The organism is Pseudomonas sp. IzPS59 (genome assembly GCF_014863505.1).
Lineage (GTDB): Bacteria > Pseudomonadota > Gammaproteobacteria > Pseudomonadales > Pseudomonadaceae > Aquipseudomonas > Aquipseudomonas kribbensis.
This window is the reverse complement of record NZ_CP062251.1, coordinates 2,779,653-2,800,597: the sequence shown is the minus strand read 5'-3', so window position 1 is coordinate 2,800,597 and position 20,945 is coordinate 2,779,653. Positions and strand designations below refer to the sequence as shown.

17 protein-coding genes are annotated in these 20,945 nt (G+C 59.2%); 7 read left to right on the top strand and 10 right to left on the bottom strand.

Features of this window, described 5'->3' with window-relative positions; all coding sequences use genetic code 11:
• Window positions 1-51: 51 nt before the first annotated feature.
• The 5 genes from IF189_RS12475 to IF189_RS12455 all read right to left on the bottom strand — a co-directional run bounded on the left by IF189_RS12475 (window position 52) and on the right by IF189_RS12455 (window position 6,034).
• On the bottom strand, window positions 52-1,380 hold the full coding sequence (locus tag IF189_RS12475) for an MFS transporter (protein ID WP_134826606.1): 1,329 nt from the start codon (window positions 1,378-1,380) through the stop codon (window positions 52-54).
• Window positions 1,381-1,443: 63 nt separating this feature from the next.
• Window positions 1,444-2,760, bottom strand: coding sequence for an NAD(P)/FAD-dependent oxidoreductase (locus IF189_RS12470; protein WP_192553417.1), 1,317 nt, complete (start codon window positions 2,758-2,760; stop codon window positions 1,444-1,446).
• A 164-nt stretch (window positions 2,761-2,924) separates the two neighbouring features.
• Entirely contained in the window at window positions 2,925-3,947 is a 1,023-nt protein-coding gene (proX, locus tag IF189_RS12465; protein ID WP_192553416.1) for a glycine betaine/L-proline ABC transporter substrate-binding protein ProX, read from the bottom strand.
• Window positions 3,948-3,989: 42 nt separating this feature from the next.
• Window positions 3,990-4,943: a glycine betaine/L-proline ABC transporter permease ProW gene (gene proW, locus IF189_RS12460; RefSeq protein ID WP_192553415.1), complete on the bottom strand. Its 954-nt coding sequence runs from the start codon at window positions 4,941-4,943 to the stop codon at window positions 3,990-3,992.
• 56 nt (window positions 4,944-4,999) lie between these two features.
• The gene (locus IF189_RS12455; RefSeq protein ID WP_192553414.1) at window positions 5,000-6,034 is read right to left on the bottom strand and encodes a quaternary amine ABC transporter ATP-binding protein; all 1,035 of its coding nucleotides are present in this window, start codon (window positions 6,032-6,034) and stop codon (window positions 5,000-5,002) included.
• 366 nt (window positions 6,035-6,400) lie between these two features.
• Here IF189_RS12455 and IF189_RS12450 point away from each other — a divergent pair, with 366 nt between their 5' ends.
• The 3 genes from IF189_RS12450 to IF189_RS12440 all read left to right on the top strand — a co-directional run bounded on the left by IF189_RS12450 (window position 6,401) and on the right by IF189_RS12440 (window position 10,163).
• Window positions 6,401-7,360 (top strand): LysR family transcriptional regulator, encoded by a 960-nt coding sequence (locus IF189_RS12450; RefSeq protein ID WP_114882519.1) that lies wholly within the window; start codon window positions 6,401-6,403, stop codon window positions 7,358-7,360.
• A 123-nt stretch (window positions 7,361-7,483) separates the two neighbouring features.
• On the top strand, window positions 7,484-8,824 hold the full coding sequence (locus tag IF189_RS12445; RefSeq protein WP_192553413.1) for an MmgE/PrpD family protein: 1,341 nt from the start codon (window positions 7,484-7,486) through the stop codon (window positions 8,822-8,824).
• A gap of 103 nt (window positions 8,825-8,927) precedes the next feature.
• Complete coding sequence (locus tag IF189_RS12440) at window positions 8,928-10,163, top strand: aromatic ring-hydroxylating oxygenase subunit alpha (protein ID WP_192553412.1); 1,236 nt, start codon at window positions 8,928-8,930, stop codon at window positions 10,161-10,163.
• A gap of 28 nt (window positions 10,164-10,191) precedes the next feature.
• On the opposite strand, the gene yddG is transcribed toward IF189_RS12440, so the two are convergent.
• Window positions 10,192-11,091, bottom strand: coding sequence for an aromatic amino acid DMT transporter YddG (gene yddG, locus IF189_RS12435; protein ID WP_318780491.1), 900 nt, complete (start codon window positions 11,089-11,091; stop codon window positions 10,192-10,194).
• 367 nt (window positions 11,092-11,458) lie between these two features.
• Between yddG and IF189_RS12430 the strand changes: the two genes are divergently transcribed.
• The gene (locus tag IF189_RS12430; RefSeq protein ID WP_085708385.1) at window positions 11,459-12,769 is read left to right on the top strand and encodes an MFS transporter; all 1,311 of its coding nucleotides are present in this window, start codon (window positions 11,459-11,461) and stop codon (window positions 12,767-12,769) included.
• Window positions 12,770-12,829: 60 nt separating this feature from the next.
• On the opposite strand, the gene IF189_RS12425 is transcribed toward IF189_RS12430, so the two are convergent.
• Entirely contained in the window at window positions 12,830-14,818 is a 1,989-nt protein-coding gene (locus IF189_RS12425; RefSeq protein ID WP_114882511.1) for a peptidase U32 family protein, read from the bottom strand.
• 228 nt (window positions 14,819-15,046) lie between these two features.
• Window positions 15,047-15,427 (bottom strand): RidA family protein, encoded by a 381-nt coding sequence (locus IF189_RS12420; protein WP_192553411.1) that lies wholly within the window; start codon window positions 15,425-15,427, stop codon window positions 15,047-15,049.
• Between the two features lie 507 nt (window positions 15,428-15,934).
• On the opposite strand from IF189_RS12420, the gene IF189_RS12415 reads away from it, so the two are divergent.
• Window positions 15,935-16,318, top strand: coding sequence for a DUF6124 family protein (locus IF189_RS12415; protein ID WP_134826600.1), 384 nt, complete (start codon window positions 15,935-15,937; stop codon window positions 16,316-16,318).
• Between the two features lie 92 nt (window positions 16,319-16,410).
• Here the strand turns inward: IF189_RS12415 and IF189_RS12410 are convergent, their stop codons facing one another.
• Complete coding sequence (locus IF189_RS12410) at window positions 16,411-16,659, bottom strand: hypothetical protein (RefSeq protein WP_192553623.1); 249 nt, start codon at window positions 16,657-16,659, stop codon at window positions 16,411-16,413.
• A gap of 338 nt (window positions 16,660-16,997) precedes the next feature.
• On the opposite strand from IF189_RS12410, the gene IF189_RS12405 reads away from it, so the two are divergent.
• On the top strand, window positions 16,998-17,693 hold the full coding sequence (locus tag IF189_RS12405; RefSeq protein WP_134826599.1) for a transposase: 696 nt from the start codon (window positions 16,998-17,000) through the stop codon (window positions 17,691-17,693).
• Between the two features lie 63 nt (window positions 17,694-17,756).
• Here IF189_RS12405 and IF189_RS29135 read toward each other — a convergent pair whose 3' ends face one another.
• On the bottom strand, window positions 17,757-18,197 hold the full coding sequence (locus tag IF189_RS29135; RefSeq protein WP_134826598.1) for a hypothetical protein: 441 nt from the start codon (window positions 18,195-18,197) through the stop codon (window positions 17,757-17,759).
• Between the two features lie 1,065 nt (window positions 18,198-19,262).
• Here IF189_RS29135 and IF189_RS12395 point away from each other — a divergent pair.
• Window positions 19,263-20,945, top strand: a complete 1,683-nt coding sequence (locus IF189_RS12395) for an MFS transporter (RefSeq protein ID WP_134826597.1) — start codon at window positions 19,263-19,265, stop codon at window positions 20,943-20,945.

Here is a 20,945-nt window from a genome sequence, read left to right as displayed (position 1 = left end):
GATTACAGTGTTCGATTCGTTGGCCCGACGCCGCTACGGCCCGGGCAAGGTTCAATTCAGCGAGGCTGCCTGTTGCAGGTTGAGCGAGCGGGTTTCCGGTGCGAGCACCCACGACAGCACCAGGCCGACCAGGGTGACGGCCGCCGCGATGTACATGGTCTGGGCGATGCCCAGCGTGCTCAGGGAAACCGGCACCAGATAGGTCCCCGCCGCCGCGCCGATACGCGACAGTGAGGTGCCGACGCCGACCGCGAAGGCGCGGATTTCCGTGGGAAACAGTTCATTGGGGTACACCAGCGTCAGCACCTGGGCGCCGCCGATGAACAAGGCGTAAACGGCAAAGAACGCGAGCACCAGCGCATTGGGCCCGGCGTGTCCGACCGCCAGCCCCAGCAGCGCAAGGCCGGAGCAGAGAAAGCTGTAGATCAGCAGATTGCGTCGGCCGACACGGTTGATGATCCGGGTCGAAATCACGCAGCCGATGACAAAGAACAAGGTAATCGTCACCGAGCCCAGGGAGGACCAGTCGCCCTGCAGGTTCAGCGCGGCCAGCACCTTCGGCGCAAAGGCATACACGGCGAACAGCGGCACCACCGAGCAGGTCCAGAACACCACGACAAACAGCATGCGTTTGCCGTAGCCGGAGTGAAGCAGGTTGAAGATCGTCAGCTTCTCGCCCACCCGGTGCTCGGGAAGATTGGCCAGGGAGAAGTCGTTGCCGTAGACCTGTTTGATGATCGCCTCGGCTTCTGCGGCGCGGCCCTTGCTCAACAGCCAGCGCGGCGATTCGGGTGTGCCGATGCGCACCAGAAACAGCATCGCGCCGATGACCGCCGCGCTGGCCAGCACCAGCCGCCAGGCATCGGAGCCCCACAGCTTGAACATCAGCTCGCCCACCACATACGCCATCGCCGCCCCGGCGAACCACATGATGGTCAGCGTCGCCAGACGCGGGCCGCGATACTTGCGCGGCATGAACTCGACCAGCAGCGAGGTTGCCACCGGGTACTCGATGCCGACCGCCACTCCCAGCAGCAGCCGCAGCACAAACAGCGCCAACGCCGAATCGACCCACAGTTGCGCCAGCGACGCCACGATGAACAGGGTCGGCCCGACAAACAGCAGACGCTTGCGCCCCAACACATCGGTCAGCCAGCCGCCGAGAAAACCGCCGAAGAAAATGCCGATCAGCGCCGAGGCGGCGATCATGCCTTCCCAGAAATCGTCCAGCGCCAGAGACCTGGACATGTGCACCAGCGCCACGCCGATGATGCTCAGAACATACCCGTCGACAAAGGAGCCACCGGCCGAACGGATCGTCAACAGACGATGAAAACCATTGAGCGGTACGTCCTCGATTGATACAGCAACGTTGTTCATTTCTTGTCCTTGTATTCAGTGCATCGTTACTTCAGCTCATCGCGCAGGTCGGGCGATGAGCGTTCAACTTTCGCGGCCGGCGCGGTATTGCCCCCACTTCAGGTTCATGTTCACGCCCAGCGACAGAAACGGTTCGGGTGGGTTGCCCGTCGGCCCCGGGGCCTGCAACAGGAAATCGATCAAGCCGTCGCGCTGCCCGGCCAGCCAGTCGGCCAACAACTTGCCGGTGACCGTGCCACGGGTGACACCCAAGCCATTGCAGCCGAGCGCGCCGTAAACGTTCGGCGCCAGTTCGCCGAAGAAGCCGTTGTGGTTCCTCGACATGGCCAGCGCCCCGCCCCAGGTGTATTCGAACTGCACCCCCGGCAGCATCGGGAAGCGCTGATCGAACGAAGCGCGGTGCCGGTGCACGAAGCGCTCGTTGTATTTGCTGTTGCTGCGGCCATCGGGGTTGAAGCTGAAACTGTTGCGGATCAGCAATCGGTTGTCGGGGGTGCGCCGCACCGTGGTGCCGAACGGATCGGCGGGAATCGCGCCCCAGAACGGTTTGCCGCCCAGACGCGCCTGCTCTTCATCGGTCAACGAGCGGGTGATGCTGGCGTAGGTGTAGATCGGCAACATGCGGCCCTGCAGAAAACCGAAGCGCATGCCGAACGAGTTGTTGGCGAGGATCAGTTTGTCGGCGGTGATGCTGCCGTGAGCGTGCTTGAGCAAGGTTTTGGCGCCGTATTCCACTTCCAGAATCGGCGTGCGTTCGTACAGGGTGACATTCGCCGGCAGACTGTCCGCCAGGCCCTTCACCAGCGCCGACGGCTGAACCAGCACCGCACCGGGGGTGAACAACGCCTTGCGATAGAAACGGGTGCCCAGATGCTCGGGCAGTTCTTCGGCCTCGATCATCTGATACGGCTGACCGAGCTTGTCGAGCCCCCGGCGATAAGCTTCCAGCACCGCGATCCCGCGTTCTTCCACGGCGGCCTGATACTTGCCGCAGGCTTTCATCTGGCAATCGATACCGAACTGATCGACCAGATTGCGCAGGATCGACTGGCCTTCCAGGTTCAGCTTCAGACTGATCCTGGCCAGGTCGATATCACCGATATAGTCCTCGGCCCCGATGTCGTGGGGCAGATCTATCGCGAAACCGGCATTGCGACCGGACGGCCCCAATCCCACCTCCTGCGCCTCGATCAGCACCACTTCATCGTCGGGGAAGTTCAGCGCGAGCTGGCGTGCCGCCGCCAGCCCGGTGAAGCCGGCGCCGACGACCACCCAACGCGCCGAACGGTGGCCGCGATGGCCAGGCTCGGGGCTGCGCGGCCGGCTCAGGTGGAACCAGCCACAGCTGTCATCATCGGCGGGCAGCGAACTGACTTTCATAGTGTTGAACCGTTTATTGTTGAAATGACAAATCGAACCCGACACGAAGCGAACGCGCGGAATCGCGTTGAATGAAAACAGCCATCAAAGTTGCGTAAATGAATGCGTTTGAATGACGGCTTTACGCCACGGAATAACCGCCACTCGAACTAACGAACAACCGCTTACTTGGCCGCCGCCCGCGCATCGCTCAGCCAGCCGTCGTAACTTTGCTGGTGGGCCTTGATCCACTCGGCAGCGTGGCGCTTGATGTCGGCCAGGGACTTTTCGCCGTTCTGCATCTTCAGGTTCTGCGCACTTTCGTCGGCGGTGCTGATGCTGACTTCGGAGAGGAACTTGCGGGCCACCGGGTTCTTCTCGGCGAACTCCTTGTTCATGACGGCATTGATCGTGTCCACCGGGAAACCGAGGTTCTTGCCTTCGTAGAAGGTGTCCTTGCTTTCCTTGCCGTCAGGCAGATCGGTGTAAGGCACCGGCAGCCAGACCACGTCGCGCCCTTCGACCAGCACGCTGGAAATCCACTGCGGTACCCAGGTGAAGAACAGCACCGGTTTGCCTTGCTGGTAGCGGGCGATGGTGTCGGCCATCAAGGCGAAATACGAGCCGCGATTGTCGACGACGGTCGGTTCCAGACCGTAAGCCTTCATGTGGTGTTCGACCATCACTTCGCAGCCCCAGCCCGGGTTGCAACCGGTCAGATCGGCCTTGCCGTCGCCGTTGCTGTCGAACAGCTTGGCGATCTCCGGTTTCTTCAGGTCCGACAGATCCTTGATGTGATAGGCGTCTGCGGTTTTCTTGTCGATCAGGTAACCCTGCAGCACGCCCTTCATGATCTGCCCGACCTTGACCATCACGTCATCGCCGCCGGCCTTTTCATAAAACGCTTCGTGCAGGTGCTCCCACTCATGCACGGTGAAATCCGCATCGCCGTAGGACAGCGCGAGGAACATCGCCGGGTAGTCGGTTTCCTTCGGCTGTTTGACGTCGTAGCCCAGCTCCTTGAGCCCGGCGATCACCACTTCGCCGCGAAAGCGCTCTTCGGCGATGGTCGGGAAAATCGGCGTGATCGACACACCGGCGCCGGGCTTGTTGGCATCGGCCGCATAGGCCGCCGAACACAGCACCGTGCCCAATACGCAAGCAACCACACCCGCCACGACGCTTTTCTTGAGATTTGCCAGTTTCATGTTTCACCACGCTTTGGAGTTTTAATCGGTGAGCAGAAAGGTTCAGTTAATGACCGCACGAGCAACGTTCTTCTTTTTCTTCAACTTCATGACCAGGCCGACCGGCCCGCTCTCATACCAGCGCTGTCCGGTGGCCAGATCGCTGCTGCGTTCACCCATGGCCTGGGTCAGGCGATCGAGGAACACCGCCAGCAACACCAGCCCTGCTCCGCCGACGCTGGCCAGGCCCATGTCGAGGCGACCGATGCCGCTGAGCACCATCAGCCCCAGCCCGCCGACCGAAATCATCGAAGCGACCACCACCATCGACAGCGACAACATCAGCGTCTGGTTCAAGCCGGCCATCATGGTCGGGGCGGCCAGCGGCAGTTGAACCTTCATCAGCATCTGCATCGGTGTGCAGCCAAAAGCCCGCGCCGCCTCGACCTTGTCCGCCGGCACCTGACGGATGCCGAGGTTGGTCAGACGCACCAGCGGCGCGACGGAGAAGATGATCGTGACGATCACACCGGGCACATTGCCGATGCCGAACAGCATCACCACCGGCACCAGGTACACGAACGCCGGCAGGGTCTGCATGGCGTCCAGCACCGGGCGGATGATCATTTCCGTGCGGTCGCTGCGGGCACAGAGGATGCCCAGCGGAATGCCGATCACCGCGCAGAACAACAGCGAGGTCAGCACCAGCGCCAGGGTGACCATCGCGTCGTTCCACACGCCGATCAGCCCGAGCCCGGTCAGGGTCGCCACACTGAAGATCGCGATGCGTTTGCCGCCGATCTGCCAGCTGACCAGCCCGGCAATGATGATGAACACCGTCGGCGGCAGCGAAAGCAGCCCCCACTGGACGCCGTCGAGCACCTGATCGACCGGCCAGCGAATCGAGCGGAAGACATCCCGGAAGTTATGCACCAGATATTTAAGGGCGGTTTCAACCCACGATCCCAGAGGAATATTCAAACTCTGGAAGGGATCCAGAAAGTTAAAGTCGGACATGACACTACCTCGCACTTGCGGACTGCGTGACCATTCTTTTTTTTTAAATCAGGATCTCAGCTATTGCCCAGGCAACTTAATAGATGCCCTTGCGAGATCGACCCTTTATAAAGTCCAACTTCATCAACTACCGGCATTGGCGTAGATGAAGCGGCAACCAGATGAAAGATCTCGCGCAAGGAAGCGTCAGCCTTTATCGGAGTTTGACGACCCGGCTCATAAACAATGCCGGAATCGGCTTGTGCGATATCGCCGGCGCGCAATATCCGGCTGGTATCGAAACCGTTGAAGAAGTCCCGGACATATTGGTTCACCGGGTTGCACAGCAGCTCGCGGGGCGTGCCGATCTGCACCACGCGCCCGCCCTCCATGATCGCGATGCGATGGCCGATGCGCACGGCTTCTTCAATGTCGTGGGAGATGAAAATGATGGTGCGATCCTGCTCGGCCTGAAGCTTGATCAACTCGCCCTGCATCTCGCTGCGGATCATCGGATCGAGCGCGGAGAACGCTTCGTCCATCAGCAGGATGGCCGGGTCGTTGGCCAGCGCCCGGGCCAGGCCGACCCGCTGTTGCATGCCGCCGGAAAGCTGGTGAGGGAAGCACATTTCCTGACCGGAAAGCCCGACCTGCTCAAGGGCGCCCATGGCCCGGCAGTAGCGTTCCTTTTCGCTGACACCGCTGATTTCCAGGCCGAAGCTGACGTTGTCGATGACGCTCATGTGCGGCATCAGGGCAAAGGACTGGAAGACCATGCCCATGTCTTTGCGGCGCACCTGCAACAGGTCCTTGTCGCCCAGGCCGGTGATTTCCCGGCCATTCAGAAAGATGCTGCCGGAGGTCGGTTCGATCAGGCGATTGAACAGTCGGACCATGGTCGACTTGCCCGAGCCGGACAACCCCATGATGACAAAGATCTCGCCGCGCTTGACCGAGAAGTTGGCATCGAACACACCGATGGCCTGGCCGGTCTTTTTGAAGACTTCGGCTTTAGAGGCGCCCTCTTCGATCAACTTCATGGCCAGTGCTGGCTGAGTGCCGAAGACTTTATAAACATTCTTGACGCAGATTATTTCGTCGGAGCGAGTCATACCTTGCCTCCATCGCGTTGTGCATATTCGAATTCAAACAATATGCAATCGAGCGAAACGGTTTTAGAGCGGCAGCGGTAATAGTTATAAGTCGTCACGACGGGTTTCCTTTTATTATTTTTGGGACCCCAGGAACGAGGGACGTTTCAAATTTATTAGCATCCCCCTGCTTAATCCAACGACATTTACAGGGGCATGTTGATAACGTCGGGTTATCGATCACGCCGGCATCCGCCGCTGGCAGCCGGCATCGCCTGCCAGCGACCGCGACTATCCTTGCAGCGACGCCGGCGTATCCCTGCGCGCAGGCTTGGGCTACCCTCGTCGCGCTTCGCCCGGGAGCCGTATCGTGAGGAGGCCGTACAAATGACCAAGCATGTCGACCCAGACACCATCTTGCTGAAGATGCCGTCCTTGCGGGCCGTAAAGGCATTTGTCGCCGCCGCCAAGTACCAGAGTTTCACCCGTGCCGCCGAAGCATTGTGCGTTTCCCAGGCCGCCATCAGCCGGCAGATCCGCGAACTGGAAAGCTACCTTGGCGCGCAGTTGTTCACCCGCGTCGGGCGTGCCGTTGAACTCACGTCGGCGGGTGCGCTATTTTTCGACGCCGCCCAGCTGTCGTTCGTGAACATCGCCCAGGCCGCCGAGCGCATCCGCAGCAGTCAGTCGGTCAAGAAGGTGCTGACCATCTGCTGCTCCCCGGCGTTCTCGGCGCTGTGGCTGTCGAATCACCTGCCGGAGTTCTTCGCCCAGAGCGAAGGCATCGAGCTGAACCTGATTACCACCCAGAACTTCCTGACCATGGAACCGGGCGTGCAGCCCGACGTGTTCATCACCAAGATTTCGCGCATCCGCGAAGGCTATCGCAGCTATCCGCTGTGCCATGACCTGATCTACCCGGTGTGCACGCCGCAGTATCTGGAGCAGCACCCGGAAATCGCCACCATCGAAGGCGTGCGTGATTCGGCCCTGCTCAACCTCAGCCCCTATGGTCGCTCGCAAGTCGCCGAGCATGTCGACTGGGGCGTGTGGCTGGCGTTTCAGTCCATCGACATCGACGACCGCCCGGCGACCAGTCCGCAGATCTTCAACGCCAACGACTACAACCTGCTGATCAGCATGGTGCTGACCCATCAGGGCATCGCGCTGGGCTGGAATCACCTGGTTGCGCCGCTGTTGCAGCGCGGCTTGCTGGTGCGCCCGATCGAACAGGAAGTGCAACTGCGCAACAGCTGGCACTACCTGAGCTGCCGCGAGAACGCCGACAACGAAGACGCACTACGGCGGTTTCGCGAGTGGATCCTGTCGAAGTTTCCCCGGCGCTAGCCATCGATTTGGTTATCAATTGCCCGACGAAAATGTCGTTGGAGCCGCACAACCTTCCTGACTCATTGTGGAGCGGCGCCGGCCGGGATCTGGCCGGCTCCCCTCACAGGAAGGAATTGTTGAATGTCACTCTACGAATTCTGCCGCGATTTTGATTTCCTCCAGGCCCCGGCCAAGACCCGGGAGATCCTGCAGAACAGCCTGCTGGATATCGTCGGCGTCATGGCCGGTGCCGCGTCCAACGGCACCAGTGTGGCGCTGCGCCGTTTTGCCGTTGCCCACTACCCCGCCGGCGAGTACGGCAGTCGTCTGCTGTTCGACGGTCAGCGTGTGAGCCTGCTGGGCGCGGGTTGGGCCGGCGGCTTTTCCGCCGACAGCCTCGATGCCCATGAAGGCCATTTCCGATCCAAGGGGCACGCCGGCGCGACCGTGGTGCCGGCCCTCCTCGCCCTCGCCGACGCGCTGCATCACCAAGGCAAGCACGTCAGCGGGCATGAGCTGTTGAGCGCGCTGTGCCTCGGTTATGAAACCGGGCTGCGCGCCGGAACGGCGCTGATGGCGACTTCCCCGACCTATCACGCGTCCGGCGGCTTTTCGGCGATTGGCGTGGTCTGCGCCGGCGCCCGGTTGCTGGGTTTTGACGAGCCGACCTTTCGCCACGCCCTGGGCATCGCCGAGTACTTCAGCGCCCGTTGCCCGATGATGCGCCTGATCGCGTTTCCGACCATGTTGCGCGACGCCCACGGCAGCGGCGCTTTTGTCGGATTGAATGCACTGTTGATGGCCAGGGAAGGCGTGACCGGCGCGCCGGCGGAAACCGTCGAGGACGCTTCGGTGGCCGAACACTGGCTCGACCTCGGACAGCGCTGGGAAATCGACAGCCAGTATTTCAAACCCTGGCCGGTGTGCCGCTGGGCACAACCGGCGCTGACCGCGATGCTTCAACTGCAACAGGATCATCCTGGGCTCGACGCCGAGGTGATCGAGACCATCCGCGTCGAGACCTTCTACGAGTCGATGTGCCTGCAAGGCCACACCCCGGCGGACGCCGATCAGGCGCAATACGCTCTGGCGTTCCCGCTGGCGGCGCTGATCGTCAGGGGCAAACTCGGGCCGGACGAAGTCACCGGAGAATCCATCCACGCCGCCGACATTCGCGCCTTGAGCGCACGCATCGAGATCGTCGAAGCCGCCGATATTTCCGCACGGTTTCCCAATGAAATCCTCTCGCGGGTTTCCGTCACGCTGAAAAACGGCAACGTGCTCGTCAGCCCGATCACCGCCGCACGGGGCGATCCCGAAACGGCCCTGAGCCGGGAAGAACTGGAGCAGAAGTTCGACCTGTTCGCTTCAAGCCTCGGCCACGAACGCAGCCTCGCGGTGAAACAGGCGATTCGCAATCTGGGCCAGTCTGCGTCGGCCATCGCCACGCTTGAGCCGATCTTCGAACGGGCTCACCCATAACCTCAACGCATCGATTGCCCGCAGGAAATGTCGTTTGTGACGGCTTTCCTGGCACAGATAGGCTGGAACCCGTTCCGGCCCTACGCGCATGACGAGGATAACAATGAACAATAAAGACACCGTGGCTGACCTGATCGCCCAGCGCAAACCCTGGCACTCGTTGCCGGGCGCCCTCTACCAGGATGAAAACGTCTACCGCCAGGACCTTGAACAGATCTGGCACAGGGACTGGATCTTCGCCGGGCACACCTTCGAAATTTCCAAACCCGGCCAGTACTTCACCCTGCAGATCGGCGATTACCCGGTCGCCGTGGTGCGTGGCAAGGACGGTGAAGTCCGCGCGTTTCACAACGCCTGCCGCCATCGCGGCGCCAAGATCTGCGAACACGAGCACGGCAAGGTCGCGAAGATGGTCTGCCCCTATCACAAGTGGACCTACGAGCTGGACGGCAACCTGCTGTTCGCCGGCAACATGGGCCAGGATTTCGACAAGACCCAATACAACCTCAAGTCCGTGCATTGCGAGATCGTGCACAGCTACATCTATATCTGTGTCGCCACCCGGGCACCGGACTTCGAAGGCTTTCGCAAGGCCGTCAGCCCGTTCATTGCCCCGCATTATCTGGACCACTGCAAAGTGGCGTTCGAGTCGACCATCATCGAAAACGGTAACTGGAAACTCGTATTCGAGAACAACCGCGAGTGCTACCACTGCGACGGCTCCCACCCCGAACTGCTGAAATCCTACGTCGACAACCCGTCCGTGGGCGGCGCCGGCGGCGAGGATGATCCGCACCTGACGGCCTACTGGAACACCTGCGAGAAGGCCGGGTTGCCAAGCCGTCTGGTGATGGACATCAACGGCCAGTACCGCATGACCCGCATTCCGCTGTCGTCCGGGGCCGTCAGCTACACCATGGACGGCAAGCCTGCGGTGAACGGGCGTCTGGACAAGACCGCCGAGCCGGACATCGGCGCCCTGCTCTATTTCCACTACCCGTCCACCTGGAACCACTTCCTCGGCGACCACGCGCTGAGCTTCCGGGTGTTGCCGATCAGCGCCACGCAAACCATGGTCACCACCAAATGGCTGGTGCCCGACACCGCAGTGGAAGGCGTGGACTACGACCTCGATCGCCTGACCAGAGTCTGGGTCGCCACCAACGATCAGGACCGCACACTGGTCGAAGGCACCCAGCGCGGCGTGACGTCCCCGTCCTATGAACCGGGGCCGTACTCGGAAACGGCGGAAACCGGCGTCTGCCAGTTCGATGACTGGTACTGCGCCACGATGATGGACCGGCTCAAGGGGCCGGTTCCGTTGAAGTCCGTAGGCTGATTGGCATTCGCGGCAGCGCCGGTTTTTTTCAGGAGATCTGGCGTTGCCGCGTCGCCTGCCAACAGATCAACGACCCCACGGTCACCAGCACCGCGCCCTGCCAGAACTGCATCTGCAAACTGACCCCCAGCCACAGCGCGGCGAACGCCGACGACAGGACCGGTGCGCCGTAGGACGCGGTGGCCAGCAAGGTCAGATTGCCGCGCAGGATGCCGATGTTCCACAGCGCATAACCGCCGGCCATGGCGATGCCGGTAGCGATCAGTTCCAGGGAGTTGCCCAGGGTGAAGGTGGAAATATGTTCATTGCTGAAGCCCCACTTCACCCACAGCACAATGGCCGTCAGCACGAAAAACAGCACCACCAGACTCTGCCCGTTGGCGTAGCGGCGCGTGACGTTGCAATACAGCGCAAACGTGATCGCACAAGCCAGCGCCAGGCTGTAACTCAGCGGGTTGGAATTGACGTTGGCGATGATCCCCGGCAGCGACAGGCCCTGGCCGCTGACCACCCAGAGAATGCCAAACAGCGCGAGCGCACTGCCGGGAACGATGAACCAGCGGGTCTTCTGCCCGTTCATGAAGATCGCCAGCACCACGGTCAGACACGGCCACAGGTAATTGACCACGCCCAGTTCGATGGACTGTTGCCGGTCACTGGCAAAACCCAGCGCCAAAGACAGGCACACCTCATAGGCAACGAACAACCCACTGCCGAGCAGGAGATAGAGTGTTGACGTGGAACGAAGACGCGGCCGCCCGAGAAACATCACCAGCAGGATCGCCCCCAGGGTGTAAATCATCGCCGCCCCGCCCAGAGGGCCGAAATGTTCACTGACGCCCCTGATCAACCCGGCGGCGGTGCTCCACAACACAATCGCCAACAACCCGCACGCCGTGGCGGCACGCTCGCCTCTTATCCGCATCATTGCCTCTGGATCAATATCGCGATTCGACCGCACAGGCTAACGAGGGAAACCGGATCGATACAGCAACTTTTCATCCGGGCAATGAATGCGCTGGGGTTATCGATTCGGCCTGCGTCCCAACGTCGCAGGCCCGGCACCTTGGCAAACGCCGCACAAGGCTTAAAATCGCGCCTCCTCTTGCAGTCGCCCGACCGGCGCCTGCCCGCAGCCATGACAACCCTCAGGTTTGAACAGCCGGCGACTTTCACGAAGTCAGCCTGGCTCAATCGTCCTGCCCGTTCGGCGGTCGTTTGTCTTCAACACACTTCGGCTTGGCACTCGCATGCGCAGAGGCGCACGTTCCGCTGTTCGATCACTTGAGGTTTTTATGACACCGCGTTTGCTGGCCATGGCGCTGGCGCCCCTGCTCGGGCTATTCATTGTTGCCTTGGGCAACGGCTTTCTGTCTTCTTTGACCACCTTGCGCCTGGGCGCGGCCGGCGAATCGGCGACGATGATCGGCATCGTGTCCTCGGCCTATTTCATCGGCCTGACCCTGGGCGCGATCTTCAACGACCGGCTGATCCTGCGCATCGGCCATATCCGTGCCTACAGCAGCTTCGCCTCGCTGATCGCCGCGACCATCCTGCTGCAAGGGTTGTTTTATGACACCTGGGGCTGGGTCGTACTGCGGCTGATCAACGGCTGGGCCACGGTCGGTGTGTTTCTGGTGATCGAGAGCTGGCTGCTGCTGGCCGGTGACGCGAAGATTCGCGGGCGTCTGCTGGCGCTGTACATGATCGTTCTCTATGGTGCCGGCGTGCTGGGTCAGGCATTTTTGGGGAAAATCACCGGGCTCGGCGACACCGCGCCGTTCATGGTCGCCGGCATGCTCGCGACCCTGTCGGTGCTGCCGATCGTGATCCTGCCGCGCGTTTCGCCGTTGCTGGAACAGGTCGAACCGCTAAAGCCTAGGGCATTGCTAGGCGTATCGCCCACCGGTCTGGTCGGCTGCTTCGGCTCCGGCGTCACCATCGCCGCGATCTACACCCTGCTGCCGCTGTACCTGCAACGCATCGGCCTGAACGTCGGCGAAGTCGGCAGCATGATGGCCTGGACAGTCCTCGGCGCGATGCTGCTGCAATACCCGGTCGGGCGCTGGTCCGACCGCAAGGATCGTCTGCAAGTGCTGACCGTGCTGTGCGCCGCGTGCACCGTGCTGTCGCTGGTGATCGTGCTGGTGCCGTTGTCCTCGGCCATGCTCGCGGCAATGCTGTTCCTGCTGGGCGGCGGCGTGTTCGCGCTGTACCCGGTCGCCGTCAGCCACGCTGCCGACCGTGCGCCGGTTGAAACCCTGGTGCCGATGATTCAGGGCATGCTGCTGATCAACTCGCTGGGCTCGGCGATGAGCCCGCTGCTGATCTCGCCGGCGATGAACGCCCATGGCGAAACCGGCTTGTTCTGGGCTTTCGCCCTGGTCAACCTGGCCATGGTGACGTTCTTCTTCTGGCGTCGCGGTAAACGTCCGGTGCCGGCCAACCCGGCGCCGTTTGCGGCGGCAGCGACGTTCTCGCCGACCGGCGCAGAGCTGCGGGTGACCGAAGATTTGCGTCAGGCCGCGCAGGAGCACCCGCCGATGGTCGATGCGTTGAGTGGCGAAGCGGCGCCGCCAACGGCATCGCGCTACGAAGCCAGTTGAGTTTCTGGCAGGCATAAAAAAACCGGTGACTTTCGTCACCGGTTTTTTATTGCCTGCTAATCAGTGCGGCGCGCGCGGGATCGTTTTCATCAGATCCTCAGGGCTGATATGCCCCACCACACTGCCCGGCTGCGGCAGATTCAGGATGTGGCCCTTCATCTTGCCGATCACGTGCATTTCGCACGGTTTGCAGTCGAACTTCAGGGTCAGCACTTCATCGCCGTGGATCAGCTGCATCGGCGCGACTTTGGTCTTCACGCCGGTCACGCCTTTGGCCTGTTTCGGGCACAGGTTGAAGGAGAACCGCAGGCAGTGCTTGGTGATCATCACCGGCACTTCGCCCGCCTCTTCGTGGGCCTCGTACGCCGCGTCGATCAGCTTCACGCCGTGACGGTGGTAGAAGTCGCGGGCCTTCTGGTTGTACACGTTGGCCAGGAACGACAGGTGAGCTTCCGGGTACACCGGCGGTGGCGTGGTCTCGGCCTTGCGCGAACCCCGCGGGTGGGCGGCAACACGGGCGGCGGTCAGCGCTTCGATCACTTCACGGCGCAACGACTTGAGCTGCGAGTTCGGAATGAAGAACGCTTGCGGCGCATCCAGTTTGATCGAGGTCGCGTGGTACTCGGTGGTGCCGAGCTGGCCGAGCAGGTCGTGCAAGGTCTCCAGCGCCTGTTCCGGTTTGTTGGCGACGCCGAACGGGCCGTCCAGCGCAACGCTGGCGCTGATGCCCTCTTCGCTGGTCACGGTCAGTTCCAGACGCTCTTCACGCAGCTTCGCCAGCCAGCTCACACCGATACGACGCTCGGCAGAAGTCTTGAGCAAGGCCTGCTGCCAGTTGTGGTCGAGGTTGCGGTTCAGCGGGTGGTTCGGGCGCAGCTTGTACAGGCCTTCCGGCATTTCGTTCGGCTCGACGCGGTAGCGGTAGCGCTTCTCGCCTTCTTCCTCGAACTCGCCCTTGGCTTCGGCGATGTTGGCGCGGAAACCCACCACTTCGCGCTTGACCAGCACGTTGAGGCCGTCGCCGTTGGACAGCGGCTCGTGGGTGATGACCTGCATGTCACGCTTGCCGACTTTCTCGACCGTGCCCACCGCCAGACCGGTGAAGGTCGGCGAATCGAACGCGCCGATGTCGATCTTGCGCTCGCTGACGAAGTAGTCGGTGCTGCCACGGTGGAAGGTCTTTTCCGGGTCCGGCATGAAGAAATGCGCGGTGCGGCCGCTGGAGGCGCGGGCCAGGTCCGGGCGGTCATTGAGCACGTCGTCGAGGCGCTGGCGGTAATAGGCGGTGATGTTCTTCACATAGCCCATGTCCTTGTAGCGACCTTCGATCTTGAACGAACGCACACCGGCCTCGACCAGTGCGCGGATGTTGGCGCTCTGGTTGTTGTCCTTCATCGACAGCAGGTGTTTTTCGTAGGCGATCACGCCACCCTTTTCGTCTTTCAGGGTGTACGGCAGACGGCAGGCCTGGGAGCAGTCGCCCCGGTTGGCGCTGCGCCCGGTCTGCGCGTGGGAAATGTTGCACTGACCGGAAAACGCCACGCACAACGCGCCGTGGATGAAGAACTCGATGGCGGCATCGGTTTCATCGGCGATCGCGCGGATTTCCTTGAGGTTCAGTTCACGGGCCAGTACCAGTTGCGAGAAACCGGCCTGATCGAGGAACTTGGCCCGCTCAAGGGTGCGGATGTCGGTCTGGGTGCTGGCGTGCAGCTCGATGGGTGGAATGTCCAGCTCCATCACGCCCAGGTCCTGGACGATCAGCGCATCGACGCCGGCGTCGTACAACTGATGGATCAGCTTGCGCGCCGGCTCCAGTTCGTTGTCGTGCAGGATGGTGTTGATGGTGGTGAAGATGCGCGCGTGATAGCGACGGGCAAATTCCACCAGTTCGGCGATTTCGCTCACCTCGTTGCACGCGTTGTGGCGCGCACCGAAGCTCGGGCCGCCGATGTACACCGCGTCGGCGCCATGCAGGATGGCCTCGCGGGCGATGGCCACGTCACGGGCGGGGCTGAGCAGTTCCAGGTGATGTTTGGGCAAGGACATATGTTTTTTTAGTCAGGCTGTCACGGTCGAGGCGCGCATTGTAGCCGCGAAACGCGTGGCCGGCACGCCTGTGCTGCCGGGTGGCAGCTGCCGACAATTGCGGGAGCATCGCAATCCCTGTGGGAGCTGGCTTGCCAGCGATAGCGGTATATCAGCTAGAGGTGTATTGGCTGACACGACGCCATCGCGGGCAAGCCCGCTCCCACAGGGTTTTCAGCAGGGCTGAAGTCAGGCCTTGGCGGCCATCGCAGTCACTTCCACCTTCATCCCTTCAACCGCCAGCGCCGCCACGCCCACCGCCGCGCGCACCGGCCAAGGTTTGGCGAAGAAGCGCTTGTACACCTCGTTGAACGCAGCGCGATCAGCCATGTCGGTCAGGTAAATGGTCAGGTGCAACACGCGGTCCATCGAGCTGCCGGCCTTTTCCAGCGCCACTTTCAGCGCCTGCAACGTGCATTCGCTTTGCGCGCTGACGTCGCCCAGTTCCAGGCTGCCGTCGGCGCGGGTCGGAATCTGGGTCGACATCAGGATGCCGTTGAATTCGGTCACGTCCGAAGAGATCGAGTCTGCATCCGGATCCGGGGTGTAGGTGATGTCCTGGTTGGCCATGGGAAAGTCCTTCGCTGGCAGTGAGGACGGCGCCATCGCGCGCCGTTTCGGGCGGCCAGTTTACAGACACGGCGGCGGGTTTGAAGCCATGGCGGTTTTCGGGGTGGATTCTGACGGATATTTCAGTGTGTGCTGTGGGCCGATAAACAGGTTTCGATACGTGTGTTTAGAGACACCTGGAGTTACGCGCAATTGCCCACAAATCCTTGCGCCAGAGCCTACGGCTACGCCAGAATCCGCCGGCTTGTGCGCCCTGGTGTCGGCCGGTAACTTGGATCGGGTCACTGATTCGCAGTGATCGGGTTTAGTAGCCCGGCTTAGAAGACTTACGGTTTGCACAAGCGTATTCAATCAGGCGTCCGCCTGGTCTTGATGGTGGCTGTGCGCATGGCATCTTCGGATGCGCCGGGTTTGAGTCTTCTGCCGGTCTACTAACTTGCGCACAGCTGCCACCCCCTTCGTTTAGTAGCGAGATGGTTGCAGCTCTACTGATAGAAGGAAGACTCAATGTTCAAAGCAACTCCAAATCCCCCGGTCACCGAACCGGCCAGCATCACCGATCCAACGTCCCCCTACGAATGCCCTGACTCCAAGAGATTCAACGAAGCCGCCAACCGCGCCCTCGACTACCACCTCGGCCCGATGACAGCCCACATGATGGCCGCACCCTATACCCCCAACCGCCTCTACCAGACCAACCCGGCCAGCAACAACGAATCCCTGCTGGTCGACGCCGTCGAAACCCTCGGTTCGGCCAACGTCATGCTGCACAACTTCGCAGACCTGCTCCAGGGTCCTCACCGCAAGACTGCGCAGGGTATTGCGCAGGTGGTGATGCTGGCGGAACTGGCGGTGAATCGGGTGTTGGATAAAGTCGTTCCGACGGAATAAATCACACTGGCGAGGTTAGTCGCCGCTACCACTCAAAATCAAAAGGGGACGATTAAATAAATCTGTCCCCTTTTGGTTTTTCGTTTTTTTGATTATTGACCACCATGATCAAATAAAACCGAGGTCGGCTCCAAAAAATCCGACGAGACTACTTCATCCTCGGTATATCCCAAAATCCCCTTTAGCGGTTCGGTATTATTCACGTAAACCAAGGCCTTTGATTTTGATCTATCAATCTGAATAGCATCAAATTTAATACCAATCCCTCTTAATTTGGCTTGAAGATGAGAATCTGTTAGCAATGTTTCTGGCGGGAGATTTATCAATAATAGTTTTTTCACGACCTCGACCTCCAACAGACAACAAAAAAAAGAATAAAAATCAAAAAACCAAATAGGACACGGAACAAAAGGGGACCGGAACAAAAGGGGACAGATTTATTTTCTGCGCACCCACAAGCAAAGTATCAACACAAACACCAAAAACCACACCTGATAGAAATGACAGTTTTTAATATTTATTCAGAACAACAAAAATTCTAAATAACCATAAGAGGCAACGGACACAGTCTTATTTAATCCCCTCAACCCGAGCGGATACATTCTCTGACACATTCTGCCTGCCTCAACCTCGCCACCTTCTAATCTTCATCCGTCAACACAAGGACGTAGGAAGACCCATGCCCAGAACGGGACGCATCGTGCTACCCCACTACCCGCACCACATCGTGCAGCGCGGCCACAACAGGCAGGTCGTTTTCGCAGAGCCAGCGGATTTCGAGCGCTATCTCTCTGACCTGCGCGAGCTCAAGGAAGCATTGGGTATAAAAGTTTATGCCTACTGCCTGATGACCAATCATGTGCACTTGCTGCTCGCCCCAGGGGAGTCAACATCCAGCCTTGGACAACTCATGAAAGCCCTCGCCGGGCGGATGACGCGGTATCGCAACAAGGTTGAGGGGAGGACCGGGACGCTGTGGGAAAGTCGCTACAAATCCAGCGTTGTTCAATCCGACACTTATCTATTGGCTTGCAGTCGCTACATCGAGTTGAACCCCGTGCGAGCCCACATGGTGGCGCGTGCAGAAGACTATCACTGGTCGAGTTTCGCCCTGCGCCTGAGCGATTTCTCTGAATCCACATGGCTGGACAAAGATCCCTGCTTTCTGGAGTTAGGACCTACGGATGCCAAACGGCGTGAACGCTATAAATCGTTTATTGAGATGGCGACACCCACCAATGAATTGCAACTCATAAGGGGTGCACTTCAGCGGAGCCAACTGACTGGAAACACGAGATTCGTCGACGAAATCGAGAAAATCACCGGGAGACGCATTCAATTCAGAGAGCGAGGACGGCCAGAAAAAAGTGCCTAACATCAAAAGGGGACGATTAAATGATTAAATAAATCTGTCCCCTTTTGATTCAATGCAAAAAAATCAGTAAAAAATCGGCTCTATATTAGATGGATTTTCTCGAAGCACTTTTTCTATAACGTCGTCAATCTTTATTTCTTTGGTGCGACCTGCGCCAACAGCCACTTCTACCTCTTGCAGTACATAACCTGCAAGTTTAATTGTGTTTCTGGCTCTTGGGATCTGCAACTTATCCTCCTCACTTAGCTCGTCCATTCCTAATATTGCAATAATATCTTGAAGGGTTTTATAGTTTTGCTGAATTTTTTCAACTCCTATCATGATGGTAAACAGCTCTCCGCTAGGATCTTCAAAATAAACCGCAAAATCATCCGGACCTTTAGCTTTTACTATCTCCGCAGGCACCTGCGGATAGTTTCTCGATAAATATTCTTCAAGCTCTTGCTGGCTTTTATAACCAGAAAAAATGCATTTTGAATATCTTTTTCCTTCTTCACGCGCCATGATCATTCTCCTCACGCCATACGATGTAAAAATCAAAAGATCAAAAAAATCAAAGGAAAAATCAAAGGGGACAGATTTATTTTCTGCGGAATAATCGAATTAAATAAATTCGCCTCTTAAATCCAGGTTCCTGATTAATCTTTGTCGTCAATGATTACTCCATCAGAGTCTTCATCCTCCGTTAATTGCTCTTGTTCTACTCGCAAATGCGCTCCAGCGTTCCATTGCAGTTATTCATGTATTTTAGTGTGTCAGGCAGTATGTTTCTGATGCTATCTTTTTTCTCTTTAATTTCACGGGATTTCAAATTATCTGGGTCCATCGGAACTGTATTGCCTGTTAGGCATTTTACGTTGACGACACAGTAAATATCACCACGACTAGGGTCCGCTGGCTGGGCAGTGGTTATTGGAGTATTCAGGTAGCAAGAATTGTGGGCCGAGCTAGCATTCCAGGCATCTTCACATTTATCTCCGTAGGAAAGTTCGCCAAATAGTAGAAGACTAGCAATGCAGTATGCTTTCAATAGAATGGGTGTTGAAAAAAAATTGGAAAATTTGGAGGTTTCTCTATGTAGTGAGGTCGCCATGATAAAGTCCTTGAGTAGTTATGTGCGGCATTCAATGTGACTTTGTAGTTTTCATTTCCAAAAAATCAAAGGGGACAATCAAAGGGCAATCAAAGGGGACAGATTTATTTTCTGCGCACCCACAAGCAAAGTATCAACACAAAAATCCACAACCACACCTGATAGAAATTACAGTTTTTAATACATATTCAGAACAACCAAAGTTCTGAATAACTATAAAAACCACGGACGCAGACTCATTTAACTCACCCCCTCCCCGAACCAACCAATCCATCTCCGTCACTGTCCCCCACCCACCGCCACCACTGGATATCCCCCCAATCCCAATTATGCTCAAAGAAACCCCGCCCTCCCGCGAGGTCGAGAGTCTGTGCACGCTCCACGAACCACCTGCACCAGCACCAGCCAAAGGCCTCGGGTACGCGACGTTCATGAAGTGCTCCGGCCTATAACAACAAGCACGACGGAGAACCCCCATGGCCGTACTCGACAGCATGTCCACCGGCAGTGCGCCGCACCCGCACCACAGTGTCAGCAAGGAGGAGCGCAAGGTCATCTTCGCTTCGTCCCTCGGCACGGTCTTCGAGTGGTACGACTTTTACCTCTACGGCTCGCTCGCCGCGATCATCGCCAAGCACTTCTTTGCCGGGGTCAACGAGACCACCTCCTTCATCTTCGCCCTGCTCGCCTTCGCCGCCGGTTTTGCAGTGCGGCCGTTTGGGGCGGTGGTGTTCGGGCGGTTGGGTGACATGATCGGGCGCAAGCACACGTTTCTGATCACGATTGTGATCATGGGTGTGTCGACGGCGATTGTGGGGTTCCTGCCCGGTTACGCGACCATCGGGGTCGCGGCGCCGATCATTCTGATTACCCTGCGACTGCTGCAAGGTCTGGCGCTGGGCGGTGAATACGGCGGCGCGGCGACTTATGTGGCCGAGCATGCACCGAAGGGCAAACGCGGGTATTTCACTTCGTGGATTCAGACCACGGCGACGCTGGGGCTGTTTCTGTCGCTGCTGGTGATTCTGGCCTGCCGCACCGCGCTGGGTACCGAGGCGTTCGAGGCCTGGGGCTGGCGGATTCCGTTCCTGCTGTCGATCCTGCTGCTGGCGGTGTCGGTGTACATCCGTCTACAACTGAACGAGTCACCGGTGTTCATGAAGATGAAGGCCGAAGGCAAGGCGTCGAAAGCGCCGCTGACCGAATCCTTCGCCCGTTGGGACAACCTGAAAATCGTGATCATGGCCCTGCTCGGCGGCACCGCCGGGCAAGCGGTGGTCTGGTACACCGGGCAGTTCTATGCGCTGTTTTTCCTGCTGCAAACCTTGAAGATCGACCCGCAGACTGCCAACCTGCTGATCGCCGGCTCGCTGCTGATCGGCACGCCGTTCTTCGTGATTTTCGGCAGCCTGTCCGACCGCATCGGGCGCAAGGGCATCATCATGGCCGGGTGCATTCTGGCGGCGGTGACCTACTTCCCGATCTTCCACGCGCTGACCCAGTACGGTAACCCCGACGTGTTCATCGCCCAGGAAAAGAACCCGGTCAAAGTGGTCGCCAGCCCTGATCAGTGTTCGTTCCAGTTCGACCCGGTGGGCAAGGCCAAATTCACCAGTTCGTGCGATCTGGCGAAAACCATCCTGGCCAAACGGGCGATCCCTTACGAAAACGTGGTGGCGGAACCGGGCACCGTGGCCCAGGTGCGCATTGGCGACAAGGTCATCGAAAGTTTCGAAGGCACCGCCCTGCCGGCCGCCGACTTCAAGACCCGCAACGACGCCTTCACCGCCAGCCTCGGCACCGCGCTGAAAGAAGCCGGTTACCCGGAAAAAGCCGACCCGGCCAAGACCAATTACCCGATGGTGCTGCTCCTGCTGACCGTGCTGGTGATCTACGTGACCATGGTCTACGGCCCGATTGCGGCGTGGCTGGTCGAGCTGTTCCCGGCGCGCATCCGCTACACCTCGATGTCGCTGCCCTACCACATCGGCAACGGCTGGTTCGGCGGGTTCCTGCCGACCGTGGCGTTTGCGATGGTCGCGGCCACCGGGGATATCTACTACGGCTTGTGGTACCCGATTGTCATCGCGGTGATGACGGCGATTCTCGGTATTTTCTTCATGCCGGAAACCAAGGATCGCGACATCCACCACACCTGA